General features: G+C 73.6%; 11 protein-coding genes and 2 pseudogenes. 6 read left to right on the forward strand and 7 right to left on the reverse strand.

Features of this window, described 5'->3' with window-relative positions; all coding sequences use genetic code 11:
• Nucleotides 1–6: 6 nt before the first annotated feature.
• Nucleotides 7–3,384: an nSTAND1 domain-containing NTPase gene (locus tag ACZ5DS_RS10855; RefSeq protein ID WP_468235927.1), complete on the reverse strand. Its 3,378-nt coding sequence runs from the start codon at nt 3,382–3,384 to the stop codon at nt 7–9.
• A 115-nt stretch (nt 3,385–3,499) separates the two neighbouring features.
• On the opposite strand from ACZ5DS_RS10855, the gene ACZ5DS_RS10860 reads away from it, so the two are divergent.
• The gene (locus tag ACZ5DS_RS10860; protein WP_468235929.1) at nt 3,500–5,035 is read left to right on the forward strand and encodes a glycosyltransferase family 39 protein; all 1,536 of its coding nucleotides are present in this window, start codon (nt 3,500–3,502) and stop codon (nt 5,033–5,035) included.
• An 8-nt stretch (nt 5,036–5,043) separates the two neighbouring features.
• Here the strand turns inward: ACZ5DS_RS10860 and ACZ5DS_RS10865 are convergent, their stop codons facing one another.
• A complete protein-coding gene (locus ACZ5DS_RS10865; RefSeq protein WP_468235931.1) occupies nt 5,044–5,937 on the reverse strand; it encodes a class I SAM-dependent methyltransferase in 894 nt (297 codons plus the stop codon).
• A gap of 122 nt (nt 5,938–6,059) precedes the next feature.
• Between ACZ5DS_RS10865 and ACZ5DS_RS10870 the strand changes: the two genes are divergently transcribed.
• Entirely contained in the window at nt 6,060–6,833 is a 774-nt protein-coding gene (locus tag ACZ5DS_RS10870; protein ID WP_468235934.1) for a phytanoyl-CoA dioxygenase family protein, read from the forward strand.
• A gap of 21 nt (nt 6,834–6,854) precedes the next feature.
• Here the strand turns inward: ACZ5DS_RS10870 and ACZ5DS_RS10875 are convergent.
• Nucleotides 6,855–7,094, reverse strand: a pseudogene (locus ACZ5DS_RS10875) (cellulose 1,4-beta-cellobiosidase); the annotation flags it as partial.
• Between ACZ5DS_RS10875 and ACZ5DS_RS10880 the strand changes: the two are divergent.
• A pseudogene (locus ACZ5DS_RS10880) lies at nt 7,089–7,793 on the forward strand (glycoside hydrolase family 48 protein); the annotation flags it as partial. The pseudogenes ACZ5DS_RS10875 and ACZ5DS_RS10880 sit on opposite strands and share 6 nt — an antisense overlap.
• A 64-nt stretch (nt 7,794–7,857) precedes the next feature.
• Here the strand turns inward: ACZ5DS_RS10880 and ACZ5DS_RS10885 are convergent.
• The gene (locus ACZ5DS_RS10885) at nt 7,858–8,826 is read right to left on the reverse strand and encodes a helix-turn-helix transcriptional regulator (RefSeq protein ID WP_468235936.1); all 969 of its coding nucleotides are present in this window, start codon (nt 8,824–8,826) and stop codon (nt 7,858–7,860) included.
• A gap of 40 nt (nt 8,827–8,866) precedes the next feature.
• On the opposite strand from ACZ5DS_RS10885, the gene ACZ5DS_RS10890 reads away from it, so the two are divergent.
• Both ACZ5DS_RS10890 and ACZ5DS_RS10895 read left to right on the forward strand, forming a co-directional pair.
• Entirely contained in the window at nt 8,867–9,343 is a 477-nt protein-coding gene (locus tag ACZ5DS_RS10890) for a hypothetical protein (protein ID WP_468235938.1), read from the forward strand.
• The gene (locus ACZ5DS_RS10895; protein ID WP_468235941.1) at nt 9,343–9,810 is read left to right on the forward strand and encodes a hypothetical protein; all 468 of its coding nucleotides are present in this window, start codon (nt 9,343–9,345) and stop codon (nt 9,808–9,810) included. Before ACZ5DS_RS10890 ends, ACZ5DS_RS10895 begins: the two co-directional genes overlap by 1 nt.
• On the opposite strand, the gene ACZ5DS_RS10900 is transcribed toward ACZ5DS_RS10895, so the two are convergent.
• The 3 genes from ACZ5DS_RS10900 to ACZ5DS_RS10910 are packed head-to-tail and all read right to left on the reverse strand — an operon-like array spanning nt 9,788 to nt 11,976.
• Complete coding sequence (locus tag ACZ5DS_RS10900; RefSeq protein ID WP_468235943.1) at nt 9,788–10,537, reverse strand: class I SAM-dependent methyltransferase; 750 nt, start codon at nt 10,535–10,537, stop codon at nt 9,788–9,790. The genes ACZ5DS_RS10895 and ACZ5DS_RS10900 overlap by 23 nt on opposite strands.
• Before the next feature lie 5 nt (nt 10,538–10,542).
• The gene (locus tag ACZ5DS_RS10905; protein ID WP_468235945.1) at nt 10,543–10,848 is read right to left on the reverse strand and encodes a 4a-hydroxytetrahydrobiopterin dehydratase; all 306 of its coding nucleotides are present in this window, start codon (nt 10,846–10,848) and stop codon (nt 10,543–10,545) included.
• Between the two features lie 48 nt (nt 10,849–10,896).
• The gene (locus tag ACZ5DS_RS10910) at nt 10,897–11,976 is read right to left on the reverse strand and encodes an ADP-ribosylglycohydrolase family protein (RefSeq protein ID WP_468235947.1); all 1,080 of its coding nucleotides are present in this window, start codon (nt 11,974–11,976) and stop codon (nt 10,897–10,899) included.
• Nucleotides 11,977–12,043: 67 nt separating this feature from the next.
• Here ACZ5DS_RS10910 and ACZ5DS_RS10915 point away from each other — a divergent pair, with 67 nt between their 5' ends.
• Nucleotides 12,044–12,919, forward strand: coding sequence for a helix-turn-helix domain-containing protein (locus ACZ5DS_RS10915; RefSeq protein WP_468235950.1), 876 nt, complete (start codon nt 12,044–12,046; stop codon nt 12,917–12,919).
• Nucleotides 12,920–12,996 lie beyond the last annotated feature (77 nt).

The raw sequence follows: 12,996 nt of genomic DNA on the forward strand, positions 1-12,996 counted from the left end.
TCCAAGTCAAGTGCCGTCGCAGGTGCGGCGGTACGGCACGGCGGGGAGGTAGCGGTGCCATTCCGCCTCGGTCAGCCCCGTTCCGGTCCGCGCGCACACCGTGGCCGCGGCCAGGCGTGGCTCCAACGGGCGGGTGCGGTCGGCCAGATGAGCGGTGGCGACGTGCAATTCCTCGCCGTGCTGCGGGAATCCGAGGGCCAGTACCGGCCCGTCGCCGACCGGCAGCCTCGCCGCAGGCAGGCGGGGTGAGGCCGTCTCCCACACCTCGACGGACCCGTCGGGCGCCCCGGCCGTGAGCAGCGAGCCGTCGGCGGAGAAGGCCAGGGCCGTCCGCTGCGTCGTGGAGCCGACCGCCCGCAGCACGGCGGTCCGGCGCCAGGCACGCGCGTCCCACAGGGTGACCCGGCCCCGGAAGTCGGCGACAGCGGCATACCTCCCGTCGGGGCTGAAGGCGCCCGCCACCAGATGGTCCTCCCCCTTCACTCCCGCGACTCCCTTGCGCCGCCTGCCTGTTGAGGCGTCGACGAGCGTGCCGTCGGTGGTCAGGGCGTAGCGGCCGGACGGGTCGAGGGCCATGCGATCCTGCGTAGGCGCGGGTCCGGGCCGCATGGGCCGGCCCTCCCGGTCGAACGCGGCCCGGCTCACCGCCTTCTCCCGCCACGCCCCGCCCACGAGCCCATGCAACCCGATGGTGCCGACGGCAGCGGTACGCGTCTGCTGCGCGTAGCGCAGCACGCCGTCGGCGAGGTCCAGGCGCAGGCCCGTGAGCGACGGTGTGGCGAGGGGGACGGTCAGCAGGGGTTCACGCGGACCGTCGTCGGCGGGGGCCGGCAGGTCCGTGCGCCACAGGGCGAGGGAGGAGTACGCGGTCCAGGTCAACGCGTAGTCGCCGACGAACTCCACGGCGGTGCCGCCCGGCAGGGGCAGCCGGGGGCGTTCGCGACCGGTGTGGAAGTCCCAGCTCACGACCGCGTCGGAGACCACGGTCGCCACGGCCCGGCTGTCGGAGGTGAAGGTCAGCTCGTCGCCCCGGCACAGCAGGTGCTCGGTCGCCGCGGGGACCGGGACGGTCACCAGGCGCCGCTCGGCGACGTCGAGGATGCGCAGCCGCTCGCCGTAGCCGGTGCACCAGGCGATGTGGCGCTCGTCGGGGCTGAGCACCGGCAGCGAGCCGTCGCGGTCGGCCCGGTCGTAGCGGAGCAGAACGCGTCGTGTGCGTACGTCCCACAGCGTCAGCGTCGCGCGTTCGCCGGTCGTCTGTCCCCGCAGCAGGTAGGTGCGGCCGCTCGGTCCGAACGCGCCGTCGGTGTCGGTCCAGGAGCCGGTGTCGAGGCGGTGGGTGCTGCCGTCCGTGAGGCCGGCGATCAGCAGGTCCCGGTGGTGCGGGCCGCGGTAGGCGATCAGCCTGCCGTCGCCGCTGAGCCCGCTCACGCCCGCGGACAGACCTGCGCGCCGTACGACCCGGATACGGCGGTGGGTGCGCACGTCCCACTGCGCCACCCGGTCGTGCGCCACCGTCGTCAGGATCCGGCCGTCGGCGCTGAGCCAGTACGGCGCGTTGAGCGAGCGGCCGCCCTCTTCGGGCACGGTGAACACGTCCTGCTCGCTCTGCGCGGCGGCGGTCCGCAGGACCTGCCGGGTCTCGGGCAGGTCGGCGGTGCGCCACGCGGCGAGGGCCAGGCGCTGGGCGGTGCGGGGTTCGGTGGCGCGCAGGGTGCCGGCGAGGGCGGCGACCCGGCGGGCCTCCGCCTCGTCGCGTTGCCGTGCGCTGACCCCGCTCTGCCGCCAGGCGACCGCACCGGTGACCAGGGCCGCGCAGAGCAGCACCGCGAGCGCGGCGATGAGCCCGCGCAGCCGGCGCGCGGCACGGGCGGCGCTGCGCCTGCCGCGTTCGTACGAGGCGACGCTCGCCGTGAGGAAGTCGCGCTCGAGCCGGTTCAACTCCCCCGGTCGCCCGCTCTCCTGGAACATCTCGCGGGCCTCGGTGAGCCGCACCCCGCGGTACAGCGCTCCTATGTCCCGGTCCAACTCGGCCCAGGAGAGGGCTGCTTCGGTGAGCCGGCGGTGGGCGCGCAGGCGTTCGCGGTCGGTGTCGATCCAGCCGCGCAGCCGCGGCCAGGCCTGCAGGAGGGCCTCGTGGGCGAGGTCGACCGTGGTGCCGTCGACGGTCAACAGGCGGGCGCGGACCAGGCGTTCGAGGACGCGGGCGGTGGTCTCGTCCGTGCCGAGTTCGGTGCGGTCGGCCGGGCGGCGGGTGTCCTCGGTGCCGTCGCCGGGGGTGACCAGGCGCAGCAGCAGGGCGCGCAGGGCGTCGGCCTCGGCCGGGGTGCAGCGGGCGTGGACGTCCTCGGCGGTGTGGGCGACCGCGCCGCGGACCCCGCCGACGGCTTCGTACGCGGCGAGGGTGAGGGTCTTGGCGGTGCGGCGGCGCCAGACCTCGCGCAGGGCGTGGGCCATCAGCGGCAGTCCGCCCGGCTCGCCGGCGACGTCGGCCACGATCCGTGTGCTGAGGGCGCGTTCGACGATGAGCCGGTGCGCGGCGGCGGGCCGTACGACCGCCTCGCGCAGCTGCTGTTCGGACAGTGGGCCGAGCAGGAGCGTGGAGTCGCGCAGGGCGCGGGCGAGTTCGGGGTGGTCGGCGCAGCGGCCGTAGAAGTCGGCGCGCACGGCCAGGACGACGCGGAGCCGGGTCGCCGGGTCGAGTGCGGTGAGCAACCGGCCGAGGAACTGCTCGCGTTCGGCCGGGTCGGGGCAGAGCGCGAAGATCTCCTCGAACTGGTCTACGACGAGGACCGTGTCGCCGGGGCCGTCGTGCGGGGTGAACAGGGCCTCGTGGGTGCGGGCGGGGTGGGGGCCCGGGGTGAGGACGCGGATCGCGGCGGGCCGCTCGGTGGGGTCGGCGTCCTCGCGCAGTGCGGGGATCAGTCCGGCCCGCAGCAGGGAGGACTTGCCGCTGCCGGAGGCGCCGACGACGGCGCAGACGCGGGTGCGGCGGGTGAGGGCGGCGAGTTCGGCGATCAGGTCGTCGCGGCCGTGGAAGCGGTCCCGGTCCGCGGTGTCGAACCGGGCGAGTCCCGGATACGGGCTGTCGGTCTCGTCGTCGGGGGCGGGGAGGGAGGCGGCCTCGGCGGTGGCCGCACGCCGGCGCCGCTCCCACTCCTCGGTGTCGCCGCCGCACGCGGTGACGTAGGCACGCAGCACGGGCAGCGAGGGCAGCCGCTCCCCGGCCGCCGCCGCGGACAGGGTGGGGCCGGAGTAGCCGGCTCGCGCCGTCATCGCACGGTAGGTCGGGGTGCCGGCCTCGTCGCGCAGCTTGCGCAGTTCGTACGCGAACCGCTGCACCGCTCCCGCCGCCGGATCCAGCGGTTTCTCCCGACGCCCCATGCAACGTCTCCCCCGTCGACCGTGACCGTCCTCCACGTTAACAACGCCCGTATGGCGATTGATTGGTGAGCCGGACAGGGGCTGCCCATCAATCGTCCGCCGCCTCGACTCGTCGGTGCACCTCGGCGCGGCCCTCCTCACGGAGCCGCGCCCTTCCCTCCACGCACCGGAGTCCGTCATCGCCACCCTCCAGATCCCACGAACCACACGCCCGTCCGCCCCGAGCCCGGCCGGTCCGGCCCCTGCCTTCGCCGTACTCGCCCCCGTCGCGCTCTCGCTCGCCCTCGGTCTGTGGGGTGTCCGGCGCGGCGGCAGTCTGTGGCGGGACGAGGCGGTGACGTACGACATGGCGCGGCGCCCGCTGTCGCAGCTGGGCGGGACGCTGGAGCACGCCGACGCGGTGCACGGTCTGTACTACCTGCTGATGTACGGCCTGTTCCGTGTCGTCGGCGTCTTCGGCGCAGCTGATCCGCTGCTGGTGCTGCGGCTGCCGTCCGTGCTGGCGACCGCAGTTGCGGCCGGGCTGCTCGCACTGCTCGGGGTGCGGCTCGCGGGCCCTGGGGCGGGGCTGCTCGCCGGGGTGGCGTTCGGCCTGCTGCCGCAGGTGCAGCGGTACGCACAAGAAGGCAGATCGTATGCAGTCGTCAGCATGCTGGTGGTCTGGGCGTCGTATCTGCTGGTCCGCGCAGCGCGCCTGGGGACGGGCCGGGCCTGGGCCGGGTACGCCGCCGTCCTGCTGGGCGCCTGTCTGCTGCACGAGTTCGCCGTACTGGCGCTGCTCGCGCACGCGGTGGCGGTGCCCCGCGCGGTCCGGCGCGGGTGGGCGCTCGCCGCGGGCGCGGTGGCGGTCGGCGTTGCACCGTTGGCCGTCTGCAGTATGCGCCAGTCGGACCAGGTCGCCTGGATCGGCGGGCTCGCCACGGGGGCGCTGCTGGGCTTCGCCGGGGTCGCCCTGCTCGGGGCAGCCTGCGCGGCGCTGCTGCGGAGGCAGCGCACGCCCGGCCAGGAGGTGGACCTGGTCGCAGTCGCCCTGCCGCTGTGCGTACTGCCCGGCCTGCTGCTGATGCTGGTGTCCCTGCTGAAGCCGCTGTACGTCGACCGGTACGTGCTCTACGGCCAGGCCGGGACCGCGCTGCTGGCCGGCGCGGCCCTGGACCGGCTGCTGCGGACCGGCCGCGGGCTGCGGGCCGGAGCGGTACTGGCCGCCGGGGCCGCGGTGGCCGCGCTGGTGCCCGTCACCCTGTACCTGCGCACCCCGGACAGCCGTCTCGACGACGTCACCGCCGTCGCCGCCGCCGTCCGCTCGGCGGGCGAGGGCTCCGACGGTGTCCTGTACCTGCCGGGCCGGCGCCGCGTGTGGTCGCTGGTCGACCCCCATGCGGTACACGGTCTGCGCGACCTCGCCCTGGAGCGCGCCCCCGGGGACTCCGACACGCTGTACGGCACGGAGGCCGGGCCCTCCGTCATCCGCGCGCGGATGCTCACCGCCCGGCGGATCGTCGTCCTGCGTGATCCCGCTGGGCAACCGCTGGACGCGAACCCCCGGGAGACGGTCAAACGGCAGGTCCTCTCCGCGTCCTTCGAGGAGTGCGGGACGCGGACGGTCCGAGGGGCCCGGGTGAGTGTGTATGCACGGCCGGGGTGGTGCTGAGCCCGGCGCTATACGGGCCGTACCGCCGTGTGGACCGTGTACGCGCCCAGCACGAACACGTCCGGCCTGCGGTGGACGCTCGCCGGGTCGGCCGGGTCGAGCAGGCGGTCCAGGGTGGCGATGTCGTCGGCGTCCAGGCGCTCGGCGACCACATCGCGCACCCGGGACAGGGAGGCGACGACGTAGGCGCGGGCCCGGTCGGTCGCCGGGGCGGGCAGGTCGAGCAGGAAGGTGCGGGTGCGGGTGTGCCGCAGACCGGCGGAGGTCAGCAGGGCCGGCCAGTCCTCGGTCACCGCGACCGAGCCGGGCAGGTCGGCCCGCATCCGGGCGAACCACTCCTCCTCCACCACGTCCAGCCGTGCCTGGAGTCCGGGGCGCCCGATGCCGATGTCACGGGGCAGGAAGCGGGAGGGGAGGCCGCCTTCGAGGAGAGCCAGGGTGCCGCCGGGGGCGAGCCGGTCGGCGAACGCGGCGAGCGCGGCCTGCTGGTCGCCTAGGTGGTGCAGGCTGCGGCTCGCCCAGAGCAGATCGGCGGGGTAGTCCAACTCGCCCAGCACGTCCGGCAGTTCACCGGCAAGGGTGTCGAAGCGGTCGGCCACGCCCTGCCGTACGGCGCGGGCGCGGGCGCGCTCCAGCAGCGGCTCCGTGCCGTCGACGGCCACGATCCGCGCGCCGGGGAACTCCTCGGCGAACAGGCAGGCGACGACACCGGGACCGCTGCCCGCGTCGACGATCAGCCCCGGCTCCGTCACTTCCTTCGCCAGCCAGGCCATGGCTCGCTCGTAGACGGGGGTGAACAGCTCCGCCTGGGCCTCCAGGTGGGGGCCCATCTCGTTCCAGTCGATGTCGGTGTCGTGCGCGTGCCGGTGGCCGTGCTCGTGCCGGTGGTGGTCGTGCGCCATGTGCTCAGCCTCTCGTCGGTATGCGGTCAGCGTGCGACGGCACACCGGCCGCGGGCCAGCGGTATTGCCGGTCCGGCAAAAACAGGATGCGCCCCGGCAAAGGGTGCGACGACGATGGGCCGATGGACGACAAGCTGGTGGAACGCTTCCTCGAAGACGGGTTCGTGAAGATCGAGGGCGCCTTCCCGCCGCGCATCGCCGAGGACGGTGCGCGGCTGCTGTGGCGGGAGACGGGGTACGACCCCGACGACCCCGGCACCTGGAAGGACCCGGTGGTGTGGGTGCCCGGCATGGCACAGGGCCCCTTCGCGGCGGCGCCCAACTCTCCTGCTCTGCATGAGGCGTTCGATGTGCTCGTAGGCGCGGGACGGTGGGAGCCACGCTACTCGCTGGGCAGCTTCCCCCTCCGGTTCCCGCACCCCGAGGAGCCGGACGACGCCGGCTGGCACATCGAGGGCAGCTATCTGCCCGAGGGTGAAGCGCACTACCACGCCAATCTGCGCTCGCGGGACCGTGCTCTGTTGATGTTGTTCCTGTTCAGCGAGGTCACCGAGGCCGACGCCCCGACCCGGATCCGGGTCGGCTCGCACCGGGACGTGCCCCGGATCCTCGCACCGTACGGCGAGGCGGGCGCGTCCTTCCTGGAGCTGGGCCCGCAGGTGGCAGCCGCCTCCGCACACCGGCCGCTCGCGTACGCGACGGGCCAGCCGGGCGATGTGTACCTGTGCCATCCGTTCCTGGTGCACGCGGCCCAGCCGCACCACGGCACACGCCCCCGTTTCATGGCGCAGCCACCGCTGTCCCCGGCGGTGCCGTACGAACTGGACCGCCCGGACGGGACCTACTCGGCGGTGGAGACGGCGATCCGCCGGGGCCTGTCGGTGAGTGCGGACTGACCCCGGCGGGTGCTCACCCGCTCACGACAGCGGCGGGTACGCGTTCTGCATCAGCTGCTGGAACTGGGCGGAGAACCAGTGCCCGGACAGCGGGGCGTTCGGCAGGGCGCCGGACATGTTGTTGCCGTTGCGGGCGTTGCCCGTGTACGTCGGGTCGCACATGCGATCGAAGCCCTTGCCCTCGTCGTTCGGGAGGGCGCTGCTGGAGCCGTCGGACTCGCCCGGGGGCTTCATCCACACGTAGGCGTCGATCCCTACGGCATGTACTACGACTGGCAGCCCGTCTACCACGACCCGCCCTCGAACCAGTGGTTCGGGTTCCAGGCCTGGTCGATGGAGCGGGTCGCCGAGTACTACCAGCAGACCGGGAACGCCACCGCGAAGGCGGTCCTCGACAAGTGGGTGAAGTGGGCGCTGTCCAAGACCACGGTCAACCCGGACGGCACCTACCGGATCCCCTCCACCCTCCAGGTGTCGGGCCGGCCCGACACCTGGAACGCCTCGAGTCCAGGCTCCAACAGCGGACTGCACGTCACCGTCGCCGACTACACGAACGACGTCGGCGTGACGGCCGCCTACGCCAAGACGCTCACCTACTACGCCGCCAAGTCCGGTGACGCGACGGCGAAGTCCACCGCGAAGGCGCTGCTGGACGGCATGTGGGCCGCCTACCAGGACAGCCTCGGCATCGCGGTTCCGGAGACCCGCAGCGACTACAGCAGGTTCGGCGACAGCGTGTACGTGCCGAGCGGCTGGAGCGGGAAGATGCCGAACGGCGACGCGATCAACTCCTCCTCGACGTTCTCCTCGATCCGGTCCTTCTACAAGAACGACCCGGCCTGGTCGAAGATCGAGGCCTACCTCAAGGGCGGCGCGGCGCCCGTCTTCACGTACCACCGCTTCTGGGCGGAGGCGGACATCGCGCTGGCGATGGGCTCGTACGCGGAGCTTCTGGAATAGGCCGACAGGGATACTGCACCTCACCTCTTCTTCGGCGGTCCCCACCCGCACCGGGGACCGCCCCTCAGTCGCCGCCGTCCATGCGGAAGTTGCCGTATCTCTCGGCCAGTTGGGCCGCCGTGCGGGCGATCCGGTCGCGCAGCTCGGCCGGTGCCAGGACCTCGATGTCGGTGCCGAGGCGCAGGAACTCGGCGTGCGCGTGGTCGAGGGACTCGATGGGGACGGTGGCGCGGGTCCAGCCGTCCGGCTCCGGGCGCCCGCCGGCGCGTACGGCCTCGCCCGCCGGGCCGGTGAGGCGGGCGCCGGGGGCCAGCCGGACCACCGCCTCGCCCCGGTGCAGGCGGTCGTGGAAGTCGCGTTGGTACGCCGACCAGTACGCGGCCAGGTCGAAGTGGTCGGGCCGGGTGAACTCCTGGTCCGTCGCTGTCAGTTCGAGGATCTGGTCGACGCGGTAGGTGCGCGGGCCCGGTCCTGCGACCACGTACCAGCGGCCCGCCTTGAGGACCAGGCCGTACGGTTCGAGGCGGCGGCGGACGTCGGTGGGCTCGCGCCAGCGGCGGTAGCGGACGTCGAGGACGCGGCTGTTCCAGACGGCGTCGGCGACGGCCGCCAGGTGGGGGGTGTCGTCCGCGTCGGCGTACCAGCCGGGGGCGTCGAGGTGGAAGCGGCCGCTGATCCGGTCGGCGTGGCCGCGTAGTTCGGGCGGCAGGGCGGCGCGGACCTTGAGCTGGGCGGCGGCCAGGAGCGGGCCGAGTCCGAGGTCGGCGGCGGGGCCGGGGGCGCCGGCCAGGAACAGGGCCTCGGCCTCGCCGGTGGTGAGGCCGGTCAGGCGGGTGCGGTAGCCGTCGAGGAGACGGTAGCCGCCGGCGTGGCCCGCGTCGCCGTACAGCGGGACGCCCGCCGCGCTCAGCGCCTCGATGTCCCGGTAGACGGTGCGCACGGAGACTTCCAGCTCCTCGGCAAGCCGGGCGGCGGTCATCCGGCCCCGGGTCTGGAGCAGGAGCAGGATCGAGACAAGGCGGCTGGACTTCACTGACATATGGTGGCAGTGAAGCGGGCCTAGCGTCGCGGTCATGGTCTTCCGAGAGAAACTGCTGAGCGTGCCGCCGCCGATCGAGGTGGCCGGGCGGCACGTCAAGCGCTACCACGTCACCGCCGACCCGGCGGGCATCGCGCCCGAGGTCGAGAAGGCGGCGTACGCGATCCTGCCCGAGCTGCTGCCGGAGCCCGACGGGACGCCGCCGGCGACGTTCGTGGTGCTGCACCGGGGCGGGGACACCGGCGCCTATCTCAACGCGTACAGCTGGGTGTGGGACAACGTCCTGCACTTCCGGGGCGCGGCGGCGGGCCAGCCGGTGCTCGGCTGCCCCGACACCGACCCGACCCACTTCGTCCGGCCGGACCTGCCGTGGATCGGCTGCGTCTGGGAGCTGCCGCCGATCCTGCATGAGCGGGACGCCTGGGTGCGGCACCTGCTGGCACCCGAAGTGCCCGATCTGGACGGCTACTTGGCCGATTCCCTGCCCGAAGGAACCACTGGAGACCGATGATGAGCAGCTCGCACGACTTCGACTTCCTGCACGGCGCGTGGGAGGTACGCCACCGGCGCCGCACGGACTTCCTCGATCCCGGCAGCGACTGGGAGGAGTTCTCGTCCACGAGCAGCTGCCGGCCGCTGTTCGACGGGGAGGCGAACCTCGACGAGGTCGACCTGCCCCGGCTGGGGGCCAAGGGCGCGACCCTGCGGCTCTTCGACCGGGAGACCGGCATCTGGTCGCTGAACTGGGCCTCCAGCCGCAGCGGGACGCTGTTCCCGCCGGTCTTCGGCCGCTTCGACGGGGACCGCGGCGAGTTCTACGGCGACGACCGGCACGACGGCAAGGACGTACGCGTCCGGTTCGTGTGGTCCGGGGTCTCCCCCGCCGGGGCCCTGTGGGAGCAGGCGTTCTCGGCGGACGGCGGGGGGACCTGGGTGACCAACTGGACGATGGAGTTCAGACGGCCGTCGGCTTCCTGAACGAGCGCAGGAGGAACCGGGGGTCGGGGCGGCGGCGGTCCTGGTCGGGCAGGGCCGCCAGTCGCTCGGCGAAGTCCTCGGCGCGCGGATCGCCCGGCGGCAGCAGAGTGAACCAGCCGCGGCGCAGGTCGGCGATGGTGGAGCGGGGGCTGCGGCCCTGGCCGAGGCCGGGGAAGGATGCCCCTTCGCCGGGCACCAGCCCGTGCTCGGACGCGTGGGCCGCCACGGATTCGGCGGTGTCCCGGGCGGGCCTGCGCGGGCGCGGGGCGAGGACGCCGTCGATGTCGCTGCCGACGTCGTGCGCGGCGGCCTTGTCGACGGTCGTGACGTAGACCCCGCCGGGGCGCAGCACGCGGGCGCACTCGGCGACGACGGTGCCGACGTCGGCGGGGTCGGCCAGCAGGTGCAGCAGCCAGATGCTGGTGACCGCGTCGAAGGTGGCGTCGGGGAAGGGCAGGCGGCGGCTGTCGGCCAGCAGGACCGCGCCGGGCAGGCGGGCCGCCGCCCTGCGGGCCATGGCGGGGGCGAGGTCCGCGCCCGTCACCCGCAGCCCGGGCCGGGCTGCGGCCAGGCGCCGGGTGACGATGCCGGTGCCGCAGGCGACGTCGAGGAGGCGGCCCGGCCGGCCGGGGATCAGACCGAGGACGGCTGCTGCGGCCGCCTCGGCGCGCGGCTCGCCGCCGCGGGACACGTCGTAGGCGTCGGCTTCCTTGTCGTAGTCGAGCACGCCCCTCAGTCTGTGCCGTGACCTGGGGCGATGTCCTCCACCCTACGGGCGAGCGCGAAGTCCTTCTCGGTGACTGCGCCGCCCGCGCTGTGTGTGTTCACGCTGAGGGAGACGGTGTTGTAGCCAAGGGTGAGGTCGGAGTGGTGGTCCAGTTCGTCCTGGATCCGCGCGATGTGCACGACCAGTGCCGTCGCCGCGAAGTGCGAGCCGAGCCGGTAGGTACGGGTGAGGCGGTCCCCGTCCAGCGACCAGCCGGGCAACTCGGCCAGCCGGTCCTCGATCTCCTTCTGCGACAGCGGTTCGACGGCCATGCCCGTCTCCCTTCGTGGAGCGCCGGATACCTCTTCAGCCTGCCACGTTCAGCCCCGGGCGCACTCCGCCGCGAGGTCGTCCGCGAGTGCGGCGATGGTGGCACGGCCTTCCACCCGCGCGACCCAGCTGTGGGGCAGGCCGACGTCGCCGTGCCGGGCGCCGAGCAGGTTGCCGCAGATCGAGCCGGTGGAGTCGCTGTCACCCGAGTGGTTGACGGACAGCAGCAGGGCGTCCTTGACGCGGGGCGCGACGAGGGCGCAGTAGACGCCGATGGCCAGGGCCTGCTCGGCGACCCAGCCCGCGCCCAGGGACTCCACCTTCTCGGCGGTCGGCGAGCCTTCCGCGGCCAGGTCGAGGGCCTCGCGCAGGGCGGCAGTGGTCTCCTCGTGGCCGGGGTGGCGCTCCAGCAGGCGCAGGGTGCGCAGGACCGCGCCCTCCAGGGAGTCCCCGGCGACGAGGTGGGCCACGAGCGCGGCCAGGGCGCCCGCCGCGTAGTAGCCGGTGGGGTGGCCGTGGGTGATCTGGGCTCCGAGGGCGGCCATGGTGAACGCCGAGTCGGCCCGGGCGGCCAGGCCGAAGGGGGCCGCGCGCATGACCGAGCCGCAGCCCTTGGATTCGGGGTTGACCTCGCCCGGCCTGCCGTCGAGCGGGAGCTGGGGGTCGGGGTGGTACATCTGGGCGACCCCGGACAGGCAGGCGTTGCCCGGGGCACGGCGGGCGTACAGCCAGGCCTCGGTGACCAGACCGACGGCCGGAGCGCCGCTCTCGTGCGGTGCGGCGTGCTCGGGGCCCGGCTTGGTCTGGGTCTCCAGCCACCGCTCGTACGCCCGGCGCAGCATCAGCGACCAGGCGCCGCCGATGCCCTTCGCCCGTTCCCTCGCGTGAGCCTGGATCAGGGCCTCGACGGTGAACAGGGTCATCTGGGTGTCGTCGCTGATCAGGCCTGCTGCGCCGGGCGCGAAGCCCGTCAACCCGCGCTCACCGTGAGAGGCGCGGATCCGGTCGAGGGAGGCGAATTCGACGGGGTAGCCGAGGGCGTCACCGAGCGCGCCGCCGAGCAGGCAGCCGCGGACTCTGGCCCGGTAGACCGCCTCGCCCTGAAGGGACGTCTGCCACGGCTTGTTCATGCATGCGCTCCTCGACTGCGGTCATAACTCCGTTGCCCGACCGCGATGGTCGACTACGGTCGTTCGCATGACCATTGTCGCGACCGGCCCCACCGCATCCGCCGCCACCCCCGCCGACCGGACTCGCAGGAGCGACAAGGCCGACAAGGCCGACAAGACCGACAAGGGCATCGGCCCGCTGCTGCGCGCCTGGCGGGAGCAGCGCAGGATCTCGCAGCTGGAGCTGGCGCTGCGCGCCGACTCCTCCGCCCGGCACATCAGCTTCATCGAGACCGGCCGGTCCCGGCCCAGCGAGGAGATGGTGCTGCGGCTGGCCGAGCACCTGGACGTGCCGGTGCGCGAGCGCAACGCCCTGCTGCTGGCGGCCGGTTATGCCCCGCACTATCCGGAGACCCCGCTGGACGACCCGGCGCTGGACGCGCTGCGCGACGGCATGGAGCGGCTCATCCAGGGTTACGAGCCGTATCCGGCACTGGTGGTCGACGCCGGGTACACCGTCGTAGCCGCGAACCGGGGTATCGCCATGCTGCTGGACGGGGTTCCCGAGAAGCTGATGACGCCCGCGCCGAACGCGATGCGGCTGACCCTGCACCCGGAGGGGCTCGCGCCCCGCATCCGCAATCTGCGCGAGTGGCGGGGGCATCTGCTCGCGCAGATGGAGCGGCAGCTCGCCCTGCACCGCTCGGAGCAGCTGCGCACCCTGTACGAGGAGGTGTCCGCCTATCCGGTGCCCGAGGACGCGCCGGACGGTGAACCGGCCGAGCCGGTGCCGTACTTCGCGCTGCCGATGCGCATCGAGCACGACGGCCGGATCCTGTCGTTCGTGTCGTCGATCTCCACCTTCAACACGCCCATGGACGTCACGGTCGCCGAACTGGCCATCGAGACGTTCCTGCCCGCGGACCCGGCGACCGCCAAGTACCTGCACACGCCGGCCGGTTGATTCCACGGTTCTCCTCGACCACGTGTGCGACATGCGGGTCGCATGACAGACTGCCCGCGTACCTCGGCGCGTAGGGG

The organism is Streptomyces sp. NPDC031100, from assembly GCF_055570785.1.

Coding starts and splice junctions, on each gene's coding strand:
- ACZ5DS_RS10855 (WP_468235927.1), bottom strand. CDS start 3,384: ATGGGGCGTCGGGAGAAACCGCTGGATCCGGCGGCGGGAGCGGTGCAG.
- ACZ5DS_RS10865 (WP_468235931.1), bottom strand. CDS start 5,937: ATGGCGCACGACCACCACCGGCACGAGCACGGCCACCGGCACGCGCAC.
- ACZ5DS_RS10870 (WP_468235934.1), top strand. CDS start 6,060: ATGGACGACAAGCTGGTGGAACGCTTCCTCGAAGACGGGTTCGTGAAG.
- ACZ5DS_RS10890 (WP_468235938.1), top strand. CDS start 8,867: ATGGTCTTCCGAGAGAAACTGCTGAGCGTGCCGCCGCCGATCGAGGTG.
- ACZ5DS_RS10895 (WP_468235941.1), top strand. CDS start 9,343: ATGAGCAGCTCGCACGACTTCGACTTCCTGCACGGCGCGTGGGAGGTA.
- ACZ5DS_RS10905 (WP_468235945.1), bottom strand. CDS start 10,848: ATGGCCGTCGAACCGCTGTCGCAGAAGGAGATCGAGGACCGGCTGGCC.
- ACZ5DS_RS10910 (WP_468235947.1), bottom strand. CDS start 11,976: ATGAACAAGCCGTGGCAGACGTCCCTTCAGGGCGAGGCGGTCTACCGG.
- ACZ5DS_RS10915 (WP_468235950.1), top strand. CDS start 12,044: ATGACCATTGTCGCGACCGGCCCCACCGCATCCGCCGCCACCCCCGCC.